Genomic DNA, 18,394 nt, shown 5'->3' on the forward strand with positions numbered 1-18,394 from the left:
TCCTCCCCGTTCACGCCCGCGCTACCGCAGCAGTACGCCGCCGCCGGTCTCCGCGCCCGCCGGGGCCGCGACCAGGCCCAGTTCGGCCGGGGTCGCCAGCAGCGGGTGGGTCGGCAGGATGCGGACCGTGTAGCCGAAGGGCCCGGTGCGGTCGAGGGCGAGCGGGCCCTCGTAGACCCACCGCCCCTCCAGGTCGGGGCCGGCAGCCGGCTTGAGCGGGAAGGTCCGCCCGTCCCGGATCACGTCCTGCGGGTCCACCCGACCCGCCACCGCCTGCACCTCCACGTCCTCGGGCGCGAGCGTGTCCAACGACACCTGCACCCGCAGCGTGAGGGTGGCGCCCAGTTCGGCGGTGCCGTTCACCGGAGCCGCGGCCAGCGCCTCCACGTGCTCGACGGCGATCCGCGGCCACGCCGCCCGGACCCGGCCCTTCCACCAGGCGAGGTCCCGCGCCGCGTCGGCGGTCAGGCAGCGGTGGGCGAGCGCGGCCGGCAGGTAGAGCCGCTCCACGTACTCGCGCACCATGCGTCCGGCGAGGACCCTCGGCCCCAGCGACACGAGCGTGCGGCGGACCATCTCGATCCACCGGACCGGGAGCCCCGTGCGCCCGGCCCGGTCGTAGAACCGCGGCGCGACCCGGCCCTCGATCAGCTCGTAGAGGGCGCTCGCCTCCAGGTGGTCCCGGCGGTCCTCGTCCGCGCCGAGCCCGTCGGCGGTCGGGATGGCCCAGCCGAAGTCCGGCTCGAACCACTCGTCCCACCACCCGTCCAGGACGGAAAGGTTGAGACAGCCGTTCAGCGCGGCCTTCATCCCGCTCGTACCGCACGCCTCCAGCGGACGCAGCGGATTGTTCAGCCAGACGTCGCAGCCCGGGTAGAGCTTCTGCGCCATCGCCATGCCGTAGTCGGGCAGGAAGACGATGCGGTGCCGCACCCGCGGGTCGTCCGCGAAGCGCACCAGCTCCTGCACGAGCCGCTTGCCTCCGTCGTCGGCCGGGTGCGCCTTGCCCGCCACGACGATCTGCACCGGCCGCTCCGGGTCCAGCAGCAGCCTGCGCAGCCGGTCCGGGTCGCGCAGCATCAGCGTCAGCCGCTTGTAGGAGGGCACGCGCCGGGCGAAGCCGATGGTCAGCACGTCCGGATCGAGGACGGAGTCGACCCAGCCCAGTTCGGCGGCGGCGGCCCCGCGCTGGAGCCACGAGGCCCGCAGCCGGTCCCGCACCTCCTGCACCAGTTGCTCGCGCAGCACCCGGCGCAGGTCCCACACGTCCTGGTCGGGGATGTCCGCGACGGCGTCCCAGCGCCGTGAGCCGCCGACCGACAGGGCGTCCTCGGTGCGGCCCGCTCCGATCTGGCGGGCGCCCAGCCGGACCACCTCGGGTGCCACCCAGGTCGGGGCGTGGACCCCGTTGGTCACGGAGGTGATGGGCACGTCGGTCGGGTCGAAGCCGGGCCACAGACCGGCGAACATCTCCCTGCTGACCGCTCCGTGCAGGGTGGACACCCCGTTGGCCCGCTGGGCCAGCCGCAGCCCCATCACCGCCATGTTGAACACGCCGGGGTCGCCGCCGGGGAAGGACTCGGCGCCCAGTTCCAGGATGCGGTCGACCGGTACGCCGGCCAGCTCGCCGCCGTCGCCGAAGTGCCGGGCGACCAGGCTTCGCTCGAAGCGGTCGATCCCCGCCGGGACGGGGGTGTGCGTGGTGAACACGGTCCCGGCGCGCACCGCCTCGACGGCGGCGTCGAAGCCGAGGCCCTGCTCCCGCTCCAGTTCCCTTATGCGCTCGAGTCCGAGGAAGCCGGCGTGGCCCTCGTTGGTGTGGAAGACCTCGGGCTCGGGATGGCCCGTGATCGCGCAGTACGCGCGTACCGCGCGCACCCCGCCGATGCCCAGCAGCATCTCCTGGAGCAGTCGGTGGTCGCTGCCGCCCCCGTAGAGCCGGTCGGTCACCTCACGGGCCGCGGCGTCGTTGTCCTCGACGTCGGAGTCCAGGAGCAGCAGCGGTACGCGTCCGACCCGCGCCTGCCAGATGTGGGCGTGCAGGGCGCGGCCGCCGGGCAGGGTCAGCGAGACGCGGGCGGGGGTGCCGTCGTCCTGGCGGAGCAGGCCGAGCGGAAGTTCGTTGGGGTCGAGGACGGGATAGTGCTCCTGCTGCCATCCGTCGCGGGAGAGCGACTGGCGGAAGTAGCCGTGCCGGTAAAGAAGTCCCACGCCGATGAGCGGGGCTCCGAGGTCGCTGGCCGCCTTCAGATGGTCCCCGGCGAGGATGCCGAGGCCGCCGGAGTACTGGGGCAGGGCGGCGGTGATCCCGAACTCGGGGGAGAAATAGGCGATGGCGGCGGGCAGTTCCGCGCCGTTCTCATGGCTCTGGTACCACCTCCCGCCGTTCACGTAGTCATCGAGGTCGGCGGCGGCGACGGCCAGGCGCCGCAGGAACCGGCGGTCCGCCGCCAGTTCCGCGAGCCTGGCGGCGGAGACGGTGCCGAGCAGCCGGACGGGATCTCCGCCGGCGGCCTGCCAGCCCTCGGGGTCGACGGATTGGAAGAGTTCGCGGGTCTCGGCATGCCACGACCAGCGCAGATTGCGCGCGAGATCGGTGAGCGGCAGCAGGGACTCGGGGAGGACGGGGCGCACGGTGAATCGACGGATAGCCTTCACACGTTCCACCTTCGCAGGGGATGACGGATCGGAGCGGCCGCACCACGCTGTGCACCCGCGCATCACCCCGGGAAGGCTAGCGAGGCCCCCGCGTTCCGGCCATGGCGCCTGCGGCGCGCGCCGCGGGTGCGGGCGCGCCGCCTCCCGGCCGTCTGGCTCCGGCAGGTCCTCGACTCCGCGGAGTCTTCCGGAGGGGTGTTTCGGCCAGATGTCCACACCCTTGTGCCACAAGGCGTCACTCCCACCCGCAACGGGGGGCGGCGGCCGTCTCCCGTACACCCGCGCGGGTGGTTCCCCTGAGGCTCGGGAGGCAGGAGTGACCGGTGGTTCCGGCCCCTACGTCACCTAGTCCCGGCCGACTTGACGGAGCCCGGCCGGATGTCGGGCGGAGCCTTGGTCTTGCGCGTGCCACTACGTACGAGTAGTTAACCGAGTGCGCGGATTGGGCGGGGCGGGAGTGGGAAGGGCTCCCCGGGTACACGCGGTACACGCACGGCGCACCCGCCCACAAGCCCTCTCCCCGCCACCCGAGTGAACGCGGACAGGAGCGGCCATGCCCGCAGCCCAGCCGTCCACTGAGCGGCTAGAAACAGAGCGAACAGAGCGTGCACTACCAGTCGTGACACCGGCTGGCCTGTTGTCACCGAGCCCTGCGAACTGCCCCCAGGTGATCCCATCATGATCGGTCGCATTCCCGTGCTGGACGTCCGCCCCGCCGTCGACTGCGGCGCCAGACCCGCAAAGGCGGTCGTGGACGAGGTCTTCGAGGTCTCCGCCACCGTGTTCCGCGAAGGGCACGACGCCGTAGCCGCCCACATCGTCCTGCGTGACCCGAGGGGGCGGCTGCGGCCCCCCGTACCGCTGCGCGAGCTCGCCCCCGGCACCGATCGGTGGGGGGCCCGGATCTCCGCCGAGGTCGAGGGGAGGTGGACGTACACCGTCGAGGCGTGGAGCGATCCGGTGGGCACCTGGCGGGCCCACGCCGCGATCAAGATCCCCGCCGGCATCGACACCGGGCTGGTGCTGCTGGAGGGCGCCGAGCTCTTCGAGCGGGCCGCGGCGCGGATCCCCAAGCGCGACGGCCGCGACGCCGTCCTGGCCGCGGCCGGGATCATGCGGGACGAGGACCTCCCGGCAGCCGAGCGGTACGAGGCCGCGCTGGCCCCCGCCGTGGGCGCCGCGCTCGCCAAGCGCCCCTACCGGGAGCTGGTCACCGCCTCCAAGCCGCTGCCGCTCCTCGTCGAGCGCAGGCGGGCCCTCTTCGGGTCCTGGTACGAGATGTTCCCGCGCTCCGAGGGCGCGGTGCTGGAGCCCGGCGAGGCTCCGGTCAGCGGCACCTTCAGGACCGCCGCGGAGCGGCTGCCCGCGATCGCCGCGATGGGCTTCGACGTGGTGTACCTGCCGCCCGTCCACCCGATCGGCAGCACCTACCGCAAAGGTCCCAACAACACTCTTTCTGCGGGAAGTTGGGATCCCGGGGTGCCCTGGGCCATCGGCTCCACCGAGGGCGGCCACGAGGCGGTCCACCCGGAGCTGGGCACCATCGAGGACTTCGACGCCTTCGTCGCGCGGGCCCGCGAACTGGGCATGGAGATCGCGCTCGACTTCGCGCTGCAGTGCTCCCCCGACCACCCCTGGGTGGAGAAGCACCCGGAGTGGTTCCGCCACCGCGCCGACGGGACGATCGCGTACGCCGAGAACCCGCCGAAGAAGTACCAGGACATCTATCCGGTCCACTTCGACACCGACATGGCCGGCATCGTCGAGGAGACCTGCCGGATCCTGCGGCACTGGATGGACCACGGCGTGCGCATCTTCCGGGTCGACAACCCGCACACCAAGCCGGTCGTCTTCTGGCAGAAGGTGATCGCGGACATCAACAAGTCCGACCCGGACGTGATCTTCCTGGCGGAGGCCTTCACCCGGCCCGCGATGATGCGCGCGCTCGCCGCCGTCGGCTTCCAGCAGTCGTACACCTACTTCACCTGGCGCAACACCAAGGCCGAGCTGACGGAGTACCTGACGGAGCTCTCCGCCGGCCCCTCCGCCTCGGTGATGCGGCCGAACTTCTTCGTCAACACGCCTGACATCCTCCATGCGTACCTGCAGAAGGGCGGCCGTCCCGCCTTCGAGGTGCGCGCCGTCCTCGCCGCGACCCTGTCCCCCACCTGGGGGATCTACTCCGGCTACGAGCTCTGCGAGAACACCCCGCTGCGCGAGGGCAGCGAGGAGTACCTGAACTCCGAGAAGTACGAGTTCCGGCCACGCGACTGGGCCGCCGCCGACCGTGAAGGCCGCACCATCGCCCCGCTGATCACCACCCTGAACCGGCTGCGCCGGCGCAACCCCGCGCTGCAGCAGCTGCGCGACCTCCACTTCCACTCGACCGACAACGAACAGGTGATCGCCTATTCGAAGCACGCGGGCGCCAATTCCGTACTGGTGGTCGTCAACCTCGATCCGCACCACACCCAGGAGGCGACGGTGTCGTTGGACATGCCGGTACTCGGCCTCGACTGGCACGGGTCCCTCGCGGTGCGCGACGAGCTCACCGGCGAGACCTATCACTGGGGCAGGGCGAACTACGTGCGCCTAGAGCCGGGCCGCACGCCCGCGCACGTACTGACCGCTCTGCGACCGTCCCCGCCCACCGGAGGGTCACCCACCACATGATGATCAACGATCCCGTCCACGACACCTTCGAGGACACCCCCGCCAAGGACCGCGATCCCGACTGGTTCAAGCGGGCCGTCTTCTACGAGGTCCTCGTCCGCTCCTTCCACGACAGCAACGGCGACGGCGTCGGGGACCTCAGGGGCCTCACCGCCAAACTGGACTACCTCCAGTGGCTCGGCGTCGACTGCCTGTGGCTGCCGCCGTTCTTCGCCTCGCCCCTGCGCGACGGGGGCTACGACGTCTCCGACTACACCTCGGTGCTGCCCGAGTTCGGCGATCTCGCCGACTTCGTGGAGTTCGTCGACGCCGCGCACACCCGCGGCATGCGGGTGATCATCGACTTCGTCATGAACCACACCAGCGACCAGCACGAGTGGTTCCAGCAGTCGCGCAAGGACCCGGAGGGCCCCTACGGCGACTACTACATGTGGGCCGACAACGACAAGCAGTACCAGGACGCCCGGATCATCTTCGTCGACACCGAGACCTCGAACTGGACGTACGACCCGGTCCGCAAGCAGTACTACTGGCACCGCTTCTTCTCCCACCAGCCGGACCTGAACTTCGAGAACCCGGCGGTCCAGGAGGAGATCATCTCCGCCCTCCGCTTCTGGCTGGACCTGGGCATCGACGGCTTCCGCCTCGACGCCGTGCCCTACCTGTACGCCGAGGAGGGCACCAACTGCGAGAACCTCCCGCGCACCCACCAGCTGCTCAAGAGGGTCCGGGCCGAGATCGACGCGCACTACCCGGACACGGTGCTGCTCGCCGAGGCCAACCAGTGGCCCGAGGACGTCGTCGACTACTTCGGGGACTTCACCAAGGGCGGGGACGAGTGCCACATGGCGTTCCACTTCCCCGTCATGCCGCGCATCTTCATGGCCGTGCGAAGAGAGTCCCGCTACCCGGTCTCCGAGATCCTGGCCAAGACCCCGGCCATCCCGAAGAACTGCCAGTGGGGGATCTTCCTGCGCAACCACGACGAGCTCACGCTCGAAATGGTCACGGACGAAGAGCGCGACTACATGTACGCCGAGTACGCCAAGGACCCGCGGATGCGGGCCAACATCGGCATCCGGCGCCGGCTCGCCCCGCTGCTGGACAACGACCGCAACCAGATGGAGCTGTTCACCGCCCTGCTGCTGTCGCTGCCCGGCTCGCCGGTGCTCTACTACGGCGACGAGATCGGCATGGGCGACAACATCTGGCTGGGCGACCGCGACGGCGTCCGGACCCCCATGCAGTGGACCCCGGACCGCAACGCCGGTTTCTCCTCGTGCGATCCGGGCAGGTTGAACCTGCCGGTCATCATGGACCCGGTCCACGGGTACCAGGTCACCAATGTCGAGGCGGCCATGGCGTCGCCCTCCTCACTGCTGCACTGGACCCGCAGGCTGATCGAGATCCGCAAGGCGAACCCGGCCTTCGGCCTCGGCTCGTACACCGAACTGCAGTCGTCCAACCCGGCGGTGCTCGCGTTCCTGCGCGAGTACGGGGACGACCTGGTGCTGTGCGTGCACAACTTCTCGCGCTTCGCGCAGCCCACCGAGCTGGACCTGCAGTCGTTCAACGGGCGGGTCCCGGTGGAGCTCACGGGCGACGTGCGCTTCCCGCCGATCGGCGAGTGGCCCTACCTGCTGACCCTGGCGGGACACGGCTTCTACTGGTTCCGGCTGCGTGCCGAACAGCGCGGTGACCGCCGCGCCGAATAGCCGGCACGGCACAGGCGGACCACGCCTCGACCAGGGGGCGGGCGGCTCGAATGGGTCAATCGCCCGCCCCTGTACGGATCATCCTGACCCGACACTCGCACATGCCGGAGAAGCAACTGCCGCGCATCCGGGACACTCTGCGCATTCTGTGACGGCCCGGGGAAAGGACGCGACGCCATGTCGGAGGCTGCATCCGCCCGGAGCCGGCTGACGGCCGACCGGGCCGCCGGGATCGCCCCGCTCGAACCGATGCTGCGGGCCTGGCTGCCCGCGCAGCGCTGGTTCGCGGGCAAGGGTCGGGCCATCAGCAGACTCACGACCGTCTCGGCGGCCGACCTGCTGCCCCCCGGGTCCACCCCCGGACTGCTGCACGTACTGCTCGACGTCGACGGGGACTGCTACCAGCTGCTGCTGGGCGTCCGCCCGTCCCTGCCGCCCGCCCTCGCGCCCGCTCTGATCGGCCACCCCGAGGAGGGCCCGTACGCGGGCCGGGCGGTCTACGAGGCGTTGGGCGACCCCCGGCTCGCGGCGATGCTGCTGGAGCGGCTGCGCTCGCCCGGCCCGCTCGGCCCGCTGCGCTTCGACCGGGACCCGGCCGCACCGGTCCCGGCCGGGCTCACGCCCAGGCCGCTGTCCGGGGAGCAGACGAATTCCTCCCTCATCTACGGAGATTCGTTCATCCTGAAGGTCTTCCGCCGGGTCGGCCCCGGCGTCAACCCGGACCTGGAGCTGCCCAGGGCGCTGGCCGCCGCCGGCTGCGCCCGGGTGCCGGCGCCCGTCGCCTGGTACGAGGCCGAGCCGCCCGGCGGGGAGCCGCTGACCCTGGGCGTGCTCCAGCCGTACCTGCGCGGCTCGGACGACGGATGGCAGCTCGCGCTGCGCCGGCTCGGCGCCGGGGAGGACTTCACCGCCGAGGCCCACGCGCTCGGCCGGGCCACCGCCGAGGTGCACAGCGCGCTCGCCACCGCCCTGCCCACCGTCGCGCTCGGGCCGGAGCAGACCGCACGGCTCGCCGCGGGGATGACCGCGCGGCTGGCCGCCACCGCCCGGGAGGTGCCGGCGCTGCGGCCGTACGAGGCCGGGCTGCGGGGCGCCTTCGACGCGCTGGCCGCCTCCCGCGGGACGGGGGTGGCCGCCCAGCGGATCCACGGCGACCTCCATCTGGGCCAGACCCTGCGCACCCTCGACGGCCGCTGGTCGTTGATCGACTTCGAGGGGGAGCCGGCCCGGCCGCTGGCCGACCGGCGCCGTCCCGAACCGGCGGTGCGCGACATCGCGGGGATACTGCGCTCCTTCGACTACGCCGCCCGCTCGCACCGGCCGTTCGCCCCGGCCTGGGCGGACGACTGCCGGGCGGCGTTCTGCGAGGGCTATGCCCGCACCACCGGCCGGGACCCGCGCGAGGATCCCGTTCTGCTGCGCGCCTACGAGACCGACAAGGCGGTGTACGAGGCCCGGTACGAGTCCCGGCACCGCCCCGACTGGCTGCACGTACCGATGGCCGCGATCCGGCGGCTCTCGGAACCCTCGCGGCCCGCCCACCGCGTGCCGCCGGTCCCGCCCGCCCTCTCCCCCCATCCGCACCCCCACCCGAAGCCCCCGAGGAGGCCGCTCGCGTGAGCGCCGCACGACAGCCGTCACCGACCGTCCGCGACGAATCCGTACCCGCCGCGGCCGCGGCCAAGAAGCCACGCACTCCCCGGGCCCGCCGCTCGGCACCTCCACGCGGGGTCCGCCCGGCCCCGCCGCTCGCCGCCGAGGAGCGGGCCCGCCTGCTGGAGGGCCGCCATCACGACCCGCACGCGGTGCTGGGCGCGCACACCCAGCGCGGCGGGGTGGCCTTCCGGGTGCTGCGCCCGCACGCCAAGGCGGTCACGGTCATCGCCAAGGGGCTGCGGGCCGAGCTGCACGACGACGGCGACGGACTGTTCTCCGGGCTGCTGCCCCTGACCGCGGTGCCGGACTACCGGTTGCTGGTGGCGTACGCCGGCGACGAGATCGAGGTCCACGACCCCTACCGGTTCCTGCCCACCCTGGGCGAACTGGACCTGCACCTGATCGGCGAGGGCCGCCACGAGCGGCTGTGGACGGCGCTGGGCGCCCAGCCCATGGAGCACCAGGGCGTGGCCGGGACCCGGTTCACGGTGTGGGCGCCGAACGCGCAGGGGGTCCGGGTCACGGGGGACTTCTGCTACTGGGACTCCGTCGCCCATCCGATGCGCTCGCTCGGATCCAGCGGCGTCTGGGAGCTCTTCCTGCCCGGGGTGGGCGCCGGGACGCTCTACAAGTTCGACATCACCCGCCCCGATGGCAGCCACACGCTGCGCGCCGACCCGATGGCCCGCTCCGCGGAGGTCCCCCCGGCGAACGCCTCGGTGGTCACCGCCTCACAGTACGCGTGGCAGGACGCGGAGTGGATGGCGCGGCGCGGCGCCCGCGCCCCGCACCAGGCCCCCTTCTCGGTGTACGAGCTGCACCTGGCGTCCTGGCGGCCCGGTCTCTCCTACCGGCAGCTCGCCGAGCAGCTCCCGGAGTACGTCAAGGAGCTGGGCTTCACGCACGTGGAGATGATGCCGGTCGCCGAGCACCCGTTCGGCGGCTCGTGGGGGTACCAGGTCACCGGCTTCTACGCGCCGACCTCGCGGATGGGCACCCCGGACGACTTCCGCTTCCTGGTGGACTCGCTGCACCGGGCGGGGATCGGTGTGATCGTCGACTGGGTGCCGGCGCACTTCCCGAGGGACGACTGGGCGCTCGCGGAGTTCGACGGGCGGCCGCTGTACGAGCACCACGACCCCCGGCGGGCCGCGCACCCGGACTGGGGGACGCTGGAGTTCGACTACGGGCGCAAGGAGGTACGCAACTTCCTCGTCGCCAACGCCGTCTACTGGTGCGAGGAGTTCCACGTGGACGGGCTGCGCGTGGACGCGGTGGCCTCGATGCTCTACCTGGACTACTCGCGCGGCGAGGGCGAATGGACGCCCAATGAGCACGGCGGCCGGGAGAACCTCGACGCGGTGGCCTTCCTCCAGGAGATGAACGCCACGGTGTACCGGCGCTGCCCGGGGGTGGTGACCATCGCGGAGGAGTCCACCGCCTGGGACGGCGTGACCCGGCCGACGGACGGCGGCGGGTTGGGCTTCGGCCTGAAGTGGAACATGGGCTGGATGCACGACACCCTGCGCTACATGTCGAAGGAGTCGGTGCACCGCAAGTACCACCACCACGACATGACCTTCGGGATGATCTACGCCTTCAGCGAGAACTACGTACTGCCGATCTCGCACGACGAGGTGGTGCACGGCAAGCGCTCGCTGGTGTCGAAGATGCCGGGGGGCGACTGGTGGCAGCAGCGGGCCGCGCATCGGGCGTACCTGGGCTTCATGTGGGCCCACCCGGGCAAGCAACTGCTCTTCATGGGCCAGGAGTTCGCCCAGGGGGCGGAGTGGTCGGAGACCCACGGGCCCGACTGGTGGCTGCTGGACTCCTCCTACCCGGCGGCCGGCGACCACCGGGGCGTGCGCGATCTGGTGCGGGACCTGAATCGGGCGTATGCGGCCACGCCGGCGCTGTGGGAGCGCGACACCGTGCCGGAGGGCTTCGCCTGGGTGGAGGCGGACGCGGCGGAGGACAACGTCTTCGCCTTCCTGCGGTACGCCCGGGACGGCTCGCAGCTGCTGGCGGTGTCCAACTTCTCGCCCGTGGTCCGGCACGGCTACCGGATCGGGGTACCGGAGGAGGTACCGGTGTGGCACGAGGTCCTCAACACCGACCGGGAGGGGTACGGCGGCAGCGGGGTGCACCACGCACAGCCGCTGCGGCCCGAGCCGGTGCCGGCGCAGGGCCGCCCGGCCAGCCTGCGGATGACGCTGCCGCCGCTGGCGACGATCTGGCTCAGGCCGTAGCCGAACCCGTCCTCCGCTTCCGGCAGGGGGCGGAGGACGGACCGTGCGCCGGCCGGCCGGCGCACGGCTCCACCGTCGCCGGAGGCGAGCAGGACGTGCTCGGGGCGGGGCCCTCGCCACCCCCGTATGCGAGGGCCCCACAGGAACCACGTACGAGGGGCGGTTCCGGTTCACATTCCGTGGAGGCCGTGTGAGGGGTATTGCGTCGCGGGGAGTTGGCTGGAACCGTACGCAGTAATGGATCTTCGAATTCCGAAGATGCACCGATTACCGGACAGTCGCCGGAAAACTCGCCAAAAGACCCCTCCTCCATAGGACGTTCCTACGAGGTATTGGCTTGTTTGTTTGGTCTGTAGGCGGCGCAGCCCGGCCACTTCTACGGTGTGCGGTGTGCACTCCAGCCCACCCTTCAATGCCCCCGCCGCGCGGCGTCTGCGTGCGGCCCTGGGCATGGCTCCCGGACATGTCGCCTACGGCCTGCGCGCCCAGTACGGACTCGTGGTCGCCCCAGAGACGGTGATGGCGTGGGAGCGCGGCGAGATATCACCGTCGTCCGCCGAGCTCACGGCGCTCGCGGGCGTCCTGTGGTGTTCGCCCGGCGAGCTGCTGGCCGAGCCGGTCACCCTGCGGGAGCACCGGATCGCGCGGGGGCTGGCGGCGGACGAACTGGCCCGGCGGATCGGCCTGGAGACGGGCTCCTACCAGAAGATGGAGGACACCGGACGCTGGAAGGGCAACGAGCGGCAGTCCGCCGCTCTCGCCACCGTGCTCGGTCTCACCCTGGCCCAGTTCGTGACGGCGACCGGCAAGCAGGAGGAGCTCGCCGGACTGCTGCGCAGCGCGGTCACCACGCGCTGGCAGGCCTACGTGAAGCCGCTCGGCAAACTGCTGCCGATCCCCAAGCACCACCTGGAGCGGGTGCTGGAGCAGTTGCACGGGGACTACCAGTCGCGGATGGTGGCGACGCTCAGCTGGGGCGGCGGTCAGGGCGAGGCCGCGAGCGGGGACGCGGGCCGCGAGTTCCTCACCGGGATCGTGGACCGCTTCTGGCAGCTCGCGGGCGGCGCGGGGTAGCACGCCCGGAGCGCCCGCGCACCGCCCGGAGCCTGGAGCAGTGGTGCGAAGGCCACGGCGGTCGAGACGCCGGCGGCGGCCGGGGCCTGGCCGGGAGGGAGCGTCAGAAGACCGATTCGGCCTCGTACATGCGGTCCTCGGGGACGGTCTTCAGCTCGGTGACCGCGTGGGCGAGCGGGGCCATGACGATGTCGGTGCCGCGCAGGGCGGTCATGTTGCCGTACTCGCCGCGGTGGACCGCCTCCACGGCGTGCCAGCCGAAGCGGGTCGCGAGGACGCGGTCATAGGCGGTGGGGGTGCCGCCGCGCTGGACGTGGCCGAGGATGACCGGGCGGGCCTCCTTGCCCAGGCGGTGCTCCAGTTCGATGGCGAGGCGGTTGCCGATGCCGGCGAAGCGCTCGTGGCCGTAGGCGTCGATCGCGCCCTTCTCGTACGGCATGGAGCCCTCGGCCGGGTGCGCGCCCTCGGCGACGCAGACGACGGCGAACTTCTTCCCTCGGGCGAAGCGTTCCTCGACCATCTTGACCAGGGCGTCCACCTCGAAGGGGCGCTCCGGCAGGCAGATCCCGTGGGCGCCGCCGGCCATCCCGGACTCCAGGGCGATCCAGCCCGCGTGACGGCCCATGACCTCGACCACCATCACGCGCTGGTGGGACTCGGCCGTGGTCTTGAGGCGGTCGATGGCCTCGGTGGCGACCATGACGGCGGTGTCGAAGCCGAAGGTGCGGTCGGTGGAGGAGATGTCGTTGTCGATGGTCTTGGGCACGCCGACGACCGGCATCCCGGCATCGGACAGCATCCGGGCCGCGGTCAGGGTGCCCTCACCGCCGATCGGGATGAGCGCGTCGATGCCGTAGCGGGTGGCCAGCTCCTGCGCGTTCTCGGCTGCCTCGTGCAGACGGGCCCGCTCCATGCGCGCCGAGCCGAGGATCGTGCCGCCGCGGGCGAGGATGCCGCTGACGGCATTGATGTCGAGGGGGCGGAAGTGGCCGTCGAGGAGGCCCTTGAAGCCGTCCTCGAAACCGATGACCTCGTCCCCGTGCCCGACCACGGCACGGTGTACGACCGACCGGATGACAGCGTTGAGGCCCGGGCAGTCTCCGCCTGCGGTGAGAACTCCGATACGCATCGTGCTGTGTCTCCTGCTCCCGTACATAAGAAGGGCGTATTGATGCCGCCTGTCCGATTGTTCCATGCTCGCGGAGTGGGGCGCGCTCCGCACCACCCGGTCCGGAGGGCCTTTGGACCCGCCGGACCGGGCCGACGTTCCGGCGGGCGCTCTATCCATTGACAGAGGTATTGTCAAGAGGGAAAGGCATCCAAACCGGGTCGATCGACCACACGAAGAGAGACGGGGAGCACGCGTGACGCGCAGCGTGTACGTGACCGGCATCGAGCGGGGGGACGGCCGGCAGGTCGTCGAACTCGGGATCATGGAGCTCCTGACCCGGCAGACCGGCCGGGTGGGCGTGTACCGGCCACTTCTCCACGATGCGCCCGACCGCCTCTTCGACCTGCTCAAGGCCCGCTACCGGATCGACCAGGACGCCTCGGCGGCCTACGGGATGGAGTACCGCGAGGCGTCGGCGATCCTGGCGGAGAAGGGCACCGACGAGCTCGTCTCGCAGCTGGTCGACCGCTACCACCGACTGGCCCGCGACTACGAGGTCGTGCTCGTCCTGGGCACCGACTACGCGGAGACCAACCTCCCCGACGAACTGGCGCTCAACGCCCGCCTCGCCAACGAACTCGGCGCGGTCGTCGTCCCCGTCGTGGGCGGCACCAACCGCCCCGCCGAGGACGTGCGCGCCGAGGCCCGCAACGCCCACCGCGCGTACGAGAGCCTGGGGTGCCATGTCGTCGCGATGGTCGTCAACCGGGTGGCCGCGGAGGACCGCGACCTGATAGCCGAGCGGCTGGCGGCCCGCCTCCCCGTGCCCTGCTACGTACTGCCGGACGACAAGTCGCTGTCCGCCCCGACCGTCGCCCAGATCACCCGGGCGCTCGGCGGCGAGGTACTCCTCGGCGACGACGCGGGCCTGGCCCGCGACGCCCTGGACTTCGTCTTCGGCGGCGCGATGCTGCCGAACTTCCTGAACGCCCTGACCCCCGGCTGCCTGGTCGTGACCCCCGGCGACCGTTCGGACCTCGTGATCGGCGCACTCGCCGCGCACACCTCGGGCACCCCGCCGATCGCCGGCGTGCTGCTCACCCTGAACGAGCGGCCGAGCAAGGACATCCTGGCGCTGGCATCGAAGCTGGCACCGGGCACGCCCGTGGTGTCCGTGGCCGGCAACAGCTTCCCGACCGCCACCGAACTCTTCTCGCTGCAGAGCCGGTTGAACTCCGCGACCCCGCGCAAGCTGGAGACCGCGCTCGGCCTCTTCGAGCGCCACGTGGACACCGGCGAGCTGCGCGGCCTGCTCTCGGTGACCCGTTCGGAGCGCGTCACGCCGATGATGTTCGAGCACGAGTTGCTGGAGCGGGCCCGCTCCGGCCGCCGCCGTGTCGTCCTGCCCGAGGGCACCGAGGAGCGGGTGCTGCGGGCCGCGGACGTGGTGCTGCGCCGGAGCGTGTGCGACCTGACCCTGCTGGGCGACGAGCAGGCGATCCTCAAGAAGGCCGGCGACCTCGGCATCGACGTCTCGGGCGCGCAGCTCATCGACCCGGCGACGTCGCCGCTGCGGGAGGGGTTCGCCGAGTACTACGCCTCGGTCCGCGCGCACAAGGGCATGACCGTCGAGCTGGCCGGCGACGTGGTCACCGACGTCAACTACTTCGGCACCCTGATGGTCGAGCGGGGCCTGGCCGACGGCATGGTCTCCGGCTCGGTGCACTCCACCGCTGCGACCATCCGCCCGGCGTTCGAGATCATCAAGACCAAACCGGAGGCGTCCATCGTCTCCTCCGTCTTCTTCATGTGCCTGGCCGACCGGGTCCTCGTGTACGGCGACTGCGCGGTCAACCCGGACCCGAACGCCGAGCAACTCGCCGACATCGCCGTCCAGTCGGCCGCCACCGCCGCCGCCTTCGGGGTCGAGCCGCGGATCGCGATGCTCTCGTACTCGACCGGCACCTCCGGCTCGGGCGCGGACGTCGACAAGGTCCGCAAGGCCACCGAGATCGTCCGCGAGCGGCGGCCCGATCTGGCGGTCGAGGGTCCGATCCAGTACGACGCGGCGGTGGAACCCTCGGTCGCCGCGACGAAGCTGCCCGGGTCCGAGGTGGCCGGCCGCGCGACGGTGCTGATCTTCCCCGACCTGAACACGGGCAACAACACGTACAAGGCCGTGCAGCGTTCGGCGGGCGCGGTCGCGGTCGGCCCGGTGCTCCAGGGTCTGCGCAAGCCCGTGAACGACCTCTCGCGCGGCGCCCTCGTCCAGGACATCGTCACCACCGTGGCCATCACGGCGATCCAGGCGCAGGGCGCACCGGGGCCCGTCGCCGGCGCCTGAGCGGTCCGCCTCCCGCCTCTGCCGCCCCGCTCGGCCCGTCCCGCTCGGCCCGTCCCGTCCCGCCCCTCCGCCTCCGCACCGCCCTTCTCCGTCACCGCCCGCGACAAGGAAAGACCCCCACCGTGACCGCTTCGCGCGTACTCGTCCTCAACTCCGGCTCCTCCTCGGTCAAGTACCAGCTCCTCGACATGGCGGACCGGTCGCGTCTGGCCGCCGGCCTGGTGGAGCGGATCGGAGAGGGGACCTCCCGGCTGGTGCACGAGCCGCTCACGGGTCCCGCCGCGGCCGGCGGCAGGCGCGAGCGGGTCGGCGCGATCGCGGACCACGAGGCCGCGCTGAAGGCCGTCGCCGCCGAGCTCGCCGCCGACGGCCTCGGCCTGGACTCCCCCGAGCTGGCCGCGGTCGGGCACCGGGTGGTGCACGGCGGGACGCGGTTCACCCGGCCGACCGTGATCGACGACGAGGTGCTGGCGGAGATCCGGAAGCTGATCCCTCTGGCCCCGCTGCACAACCCGGCGAACGTGACGGGCATCGAGGTGGCCCGCTCGCTGCGGGCGGACCTCCCCCAGGTCGCCGTCTTCGACACCGCCTTCCACTCCACGATGCCGGAGTACGCGGCCCGGTACGCCATCGACGCGGCGACCGCCGACGCGTACTCCATCCGGCGGTACGGCTTCCACGGCACCTCCCACGCCTACGTCTCACGGGCGACGGCCGCCCTGTTGGGCAGGCCGGTCGAGGACGTGAACGTGATCGTGCTGCACCTGGGCAACGGCGCCTCGGCCTCGGCCGTGCGCGGCGGTGCCTGCGTGGAGACCTCCATGGGCATGACCCCGCTGGAGGGGCTGGTCATGGGCACCCGCTCGGGCGATCTCGACCCTGCGGTGGTCCTCCACCTGGCCCGGGTCGGCGGCCTCTCGGTGGATGAGATCGATTCGCTCCTGAACAAGAAGAGCGGTCTGCTGGGCCTGTGCGGCGACAACGACATGCGCGAGGTGCTGCGGCGGGCGGGCGAGGGCGACGAGACGGCGCGCCTGGCCTTCGCCGCGTACGTCCACCGGCTGAAGAAGTACATCGGGGCCTACGCGGCGGTCCTCGGGCGGGTGGACGCGGTGGCGTTCACGGCCGGGGTCGGCGAGAACGCCCACCAGGTCCGCGAGGCGGCGCTGGACGGTCTGGCCGCGCTGGGCCTGGTACTGGATCCGGAGGCCAACGCGGCGCGTTCCCCGCAACCGCGGCTGGTTTCGGCGGACGATGCCCGAGTGGCCGTGGCGGTGGTCCCGACGGATGAGGAACTGGAGATCGCCACCCAGGCGTACGCGCTGGTTACCCAGTAGTCACTTGGACTTTCCACCAGTCGGAATATTCCGCTACGAAACAAACCGATAGGATCCAGTCATGCGCCGTTCCAAAATCGTCTGCACGCTGGGCCCCGCCGTCGACTCGTATGAGCAGCTGAAAGCGCTCATCGAGGCAGGTATGAACGTGGCCCGATTCAACTTCAGCCACGGGTCCCAGGCAGAACACCAGGAGCGGTACGACCGCGTCCGGCAGGTCTCCGAGGACACCGGGCGCGCCGTCGGCGTCCTCGCCGACCTCCAGGGTCCGAAGATCCGCCTGGAGACCTTCGCCGAGGGGCCCGTCGAGCTGGTGCGCGGTGACGAGTTCGTCATCACCACCGAGGACGTCCCGGGTGACAAGTCCATCTGCGGCACCACCTACAAGGGCCTCCCGGGCGACGTCGCCAAGGGCGACCAGGTCCTGATCAACGACGGCAACGTCGAGCTCCGGGTGACGGAGGTCGACGGCCCCCGGGTCAGGACCATCGTCATCGAGGGCGGTGTCATCTCGGACCACAAGGGCATCAACCTGCCGGGTGCCGCCGTGAACGTCCCCGCCCTGTCGGAGAAGGACGTCGACGACCTCCGCTTCGCCCTGCGGATGGGCTGCGACATGGTCGCCCTGTCCTTCGTCCGCGACGCCAACGACGTCAAGGACGTCCACCGGGTGATGGACGAGGAGGGCCGCCGGGTCCCCGTCATCGCCAAGGTGGAGAAGCCGCAGGCCGTCGAGAACATGGAGGCCGTGGTCGCCGCCTTCGACGCGGTCATGGTGGCCCGCGGCGACCTCGCCGTCGAGTACCCGCTCGAAAAGGTCCCGATGGTCCAGAAGCGGCTCATCGAGATGTGCCGCCGCAACGCCAAGCCGGTGATCGTCGCGACCCAGATGATGGAGTCGATGATCACCAACTCCCGCCCGACGCGCGCGGAGGCGTCCGACGTCGCCAACGCCATCCTCGACGGCGCGGACGCGGTCATGCTGTCGGCCGAGTCCTCCGTGGGCGCCTACCCGATCGAGACCGTCAAGACGATGTCGAAGATCGTCGCGGCGGCCGAGGAGGAGCTCCTCTCCAAGGGCCTCCAGCCGCTGGTCCCGGGCAAGAAGCCGCGCACCCAGGGCGGATCCGTGGCCCGCGCGGCGTGCGAGATCGCCGACTTCCTGGACGGCCAGGCACTCATCGCCTTCACCCAGTCCGGGGACACCGCCCGGCGCCTGTCGCGCTACCGCGCCACCCAGCAGATCCTGGCCTTCACCACGGACGTCAACACCCGCAACCAGCTCACGCTGAGCTGGGGCGTCGAGTCGTACATCGTCCCGCACGTGGACACCACCGACGCGATGGTCGACCTGGTCGACGGCGAGCTGCTCAAGCTGGGCCGCTACAACGAGGGCGACACCATGATCATCACCGCCGGCTCGCCCCCCGGCGTACCGGGCACCACCAACATGGTCCGGGTGCACCACCTGGGCGGCGTCGACCACGCCTGACGCGTCGATCGCCACGGACCCTGCCGCACAGGGGCCGAGGGCGGCACCCCGCGGTGACGCGGGGTGCCGCCCTCGGTGTGCGTCC

The 18,394-nt window shown here is 71.6% G+C and carries 10 protein-coding genes; 8 read left to right on the top strand and 2 right to left on the bottom strand.

The annotated features are described in order from the left end of the window. Positions 1-21 precede the first annotated feature (21 nt). Positions 22-2,658 carry an alpha-glucan family phosphorylase gene (glgP, locus tag AW27_RS09750; RefSeq protein WP_037928033.1) on the bottom strand — a complete coding sequence of 879 codons (2,637 nt, stop codon included), beginning with the start codon at positions 2,656-2,658 and terminating at the stop codon, positions 22-24. Between the two features lie 678 nt (positions 2,659-3,336). On the opposite strand from glgP, the gene AW27_RS09755 reads away from it, so the two are divergent. From AW27_RS09755 to AW27_RS09775, 5 genes are all read left to right on the top strand, one after another. Next, positions 3,337-5,331, top strand: a complete 1,995-nt coding sequence (locus AW27_RS09755; RefSeq protein WP_052031250.1) for an alpha-1,4-glucan--maltose-1-phosphate maltosyltransferase — start codon at positions 3,337-3,339, stop codon at positions 5,329-5,331. Beyond that, positions 5,328-7,046 carry a maltose alpha-D-glucosyltransferase gene (treS, locus tag AW27_RS09760; protein ID WP_037928031.1) on the top strand — a complete coding sequence of 573 codons (1,719 nt, stop codon included), beginning with the start codon at positions 5,328-5,330 and terminating at the stop codon, positions 7,044-7,046. Before AW27_RS09755 ends, treS begins: the two co-directional genes overlap by 4 nt. 177 nt (positions 7,047-7,223) lie before the next feature. After that, positions 7,224-8,666 (top strand): maltokinase N-terminal cap-like domain-containing protein, encoded by a 1,443-nt coding sequence (locus AW27_RS09765; protein ID WP_063890648.1) that lies wholly within the window; start codon positions 7,224-7,226, stop codon positions 8,664-8,666. Next, the gene (gene glgB, locus AW27_RS09770; RefSeq protein ID WP_037928029.1) at positions 8,663-10,951 is read left to right on the top strand and encodes a 1,4-alpha-glucan branching enzyme; all 2,289 of its coding nucleotides are present in this window, start codon (positions 8,663-8,665) and stop codon (positions 10,949-10,951) included. The genes AW27_RS09765 and glgB overlap by 4 nt, the downstream gene beginning before the upstream one ends. A 450-nt stretch (positions 10,952-11,401) precedes the next feature. After that, positions 11,402-12,025, top strand: coding sequence for a helix-turn-helix domain-containing protein (locus AW27_RS09775; RefSeq protein WP_172671406.1), 624 nt, complete (start codon positions 11,402-11,404; stop codon positions 12,023-12,025). Between the two features lie 103 nt (positions 12,026-12,128). Here the strand turns inward: AW27_RS09775 and AW27_RS09780 are convergent, their stop codons facing one another. Beyond that, positions 12,129-13,154, bottom strand: a complete 1,026-nt coding sequence (locus tag AW27_RS09780) for an ATP-dependent 6-phosphofructokinase (protein ID WP_037928025.1) — start codon at positions 13,152-13,154, stop codon at positions 12,129-12,131. A 235-nt stretch (positions 13,155-13,389) separates the two neighbouring features. On the opposite strand from AW27_RS09780, the gene pta reads away from it, so the two are divergent. The 3 genes from pta (at position 13,390) to pyk (ending at position 18,309) form a co-directional block, all read left to right on the top strand. Next, a complete protein-coding gene (pta, locus tag AW27_RS09785; protein ID WP_037928024.1) occupies positions 13,390-15,480 on the top strand; it encodes a phosphate acetyltransferase in 2,091 nt (696 codons plus the stop codon). Positions 15,481-15,602: 122 nt separating this feature from the next. Further along, positions 15,603-16,817 carry an acetate kinase gene (locus AW27_RS09790; RefSeq protein ID WP_037928022.1) on the top strand — a complete coding sequence of 405 codons (1,215 nt, stop codon included), beginning with the start codon at positions 15,603-15,605 and terminating at the stop codon, positions 16,815-16,817. Positions 16,818-16,878: 61 nt separating this feature from the next. Then, positions 16,879-18,309, top strand: a complete 1,431-nt coding sequence (pyk, locus tag AW27_RS09795) for a pyruvate kinase (RefSeq protein WP_037928021.1) — start codon at positions 16,879-16,881, stop codon at positions 18,307-18,309. Positions 18,310-18,394 lie beyond the last annotated feature (85 nt).

Source organism: Streptomyces sp. PCS3-D2 (assembly GCF_000612545.2).
In the GTDB taxonomy this organism is placed as follows: Bacteria; Actinomycetota; Actinomycetes; order Streptomycetales; family Streptomycetaceae; genus Streptomyces.

Coding starts and splice junctions, on each gene's coding strand:
- AW27_RS09755 (WP_052031250.1), top strand. CDS start 3,337: ATGATCGGTCGCATTCCCGTGCTGGACGTCCGCCCCGCCGTCGACTGC.
- treS (WP_037928031.1), top strand. CDS start 5,328: ATGATGATCAACGATCCCGTCCACGACACCTTCGAGGACACCCCCGCC.
- AW27_RS09765 (WP_063890648.1), top strand. CDS start 7,224: ATGTCGGAGGCTGCATCCGCCCGGAGCCGGCTGACGGCCGACCGGGCC.
- AW27_RS09775 (WP_172671406.1), top strand. CDS start 11,402: ATGGCTCCCGGACATGTCGCCTACGGCCTGCGCGCCCAGTACGGACTC.
- AW27_RS09780 (WP_037928025.1), bottom strand. CDS start 13,154: ATGCGTATCGGAGTTCTCACCGCAGGCGGAGACTGCCCGGGCCTCAAC.
- pyk (WP_037928021.1), top strand. CDS start 16,879: ATGCGCCGTTCCAAAATCGTCTGCACGCTGGGCCCCGCCGTCGACTCG.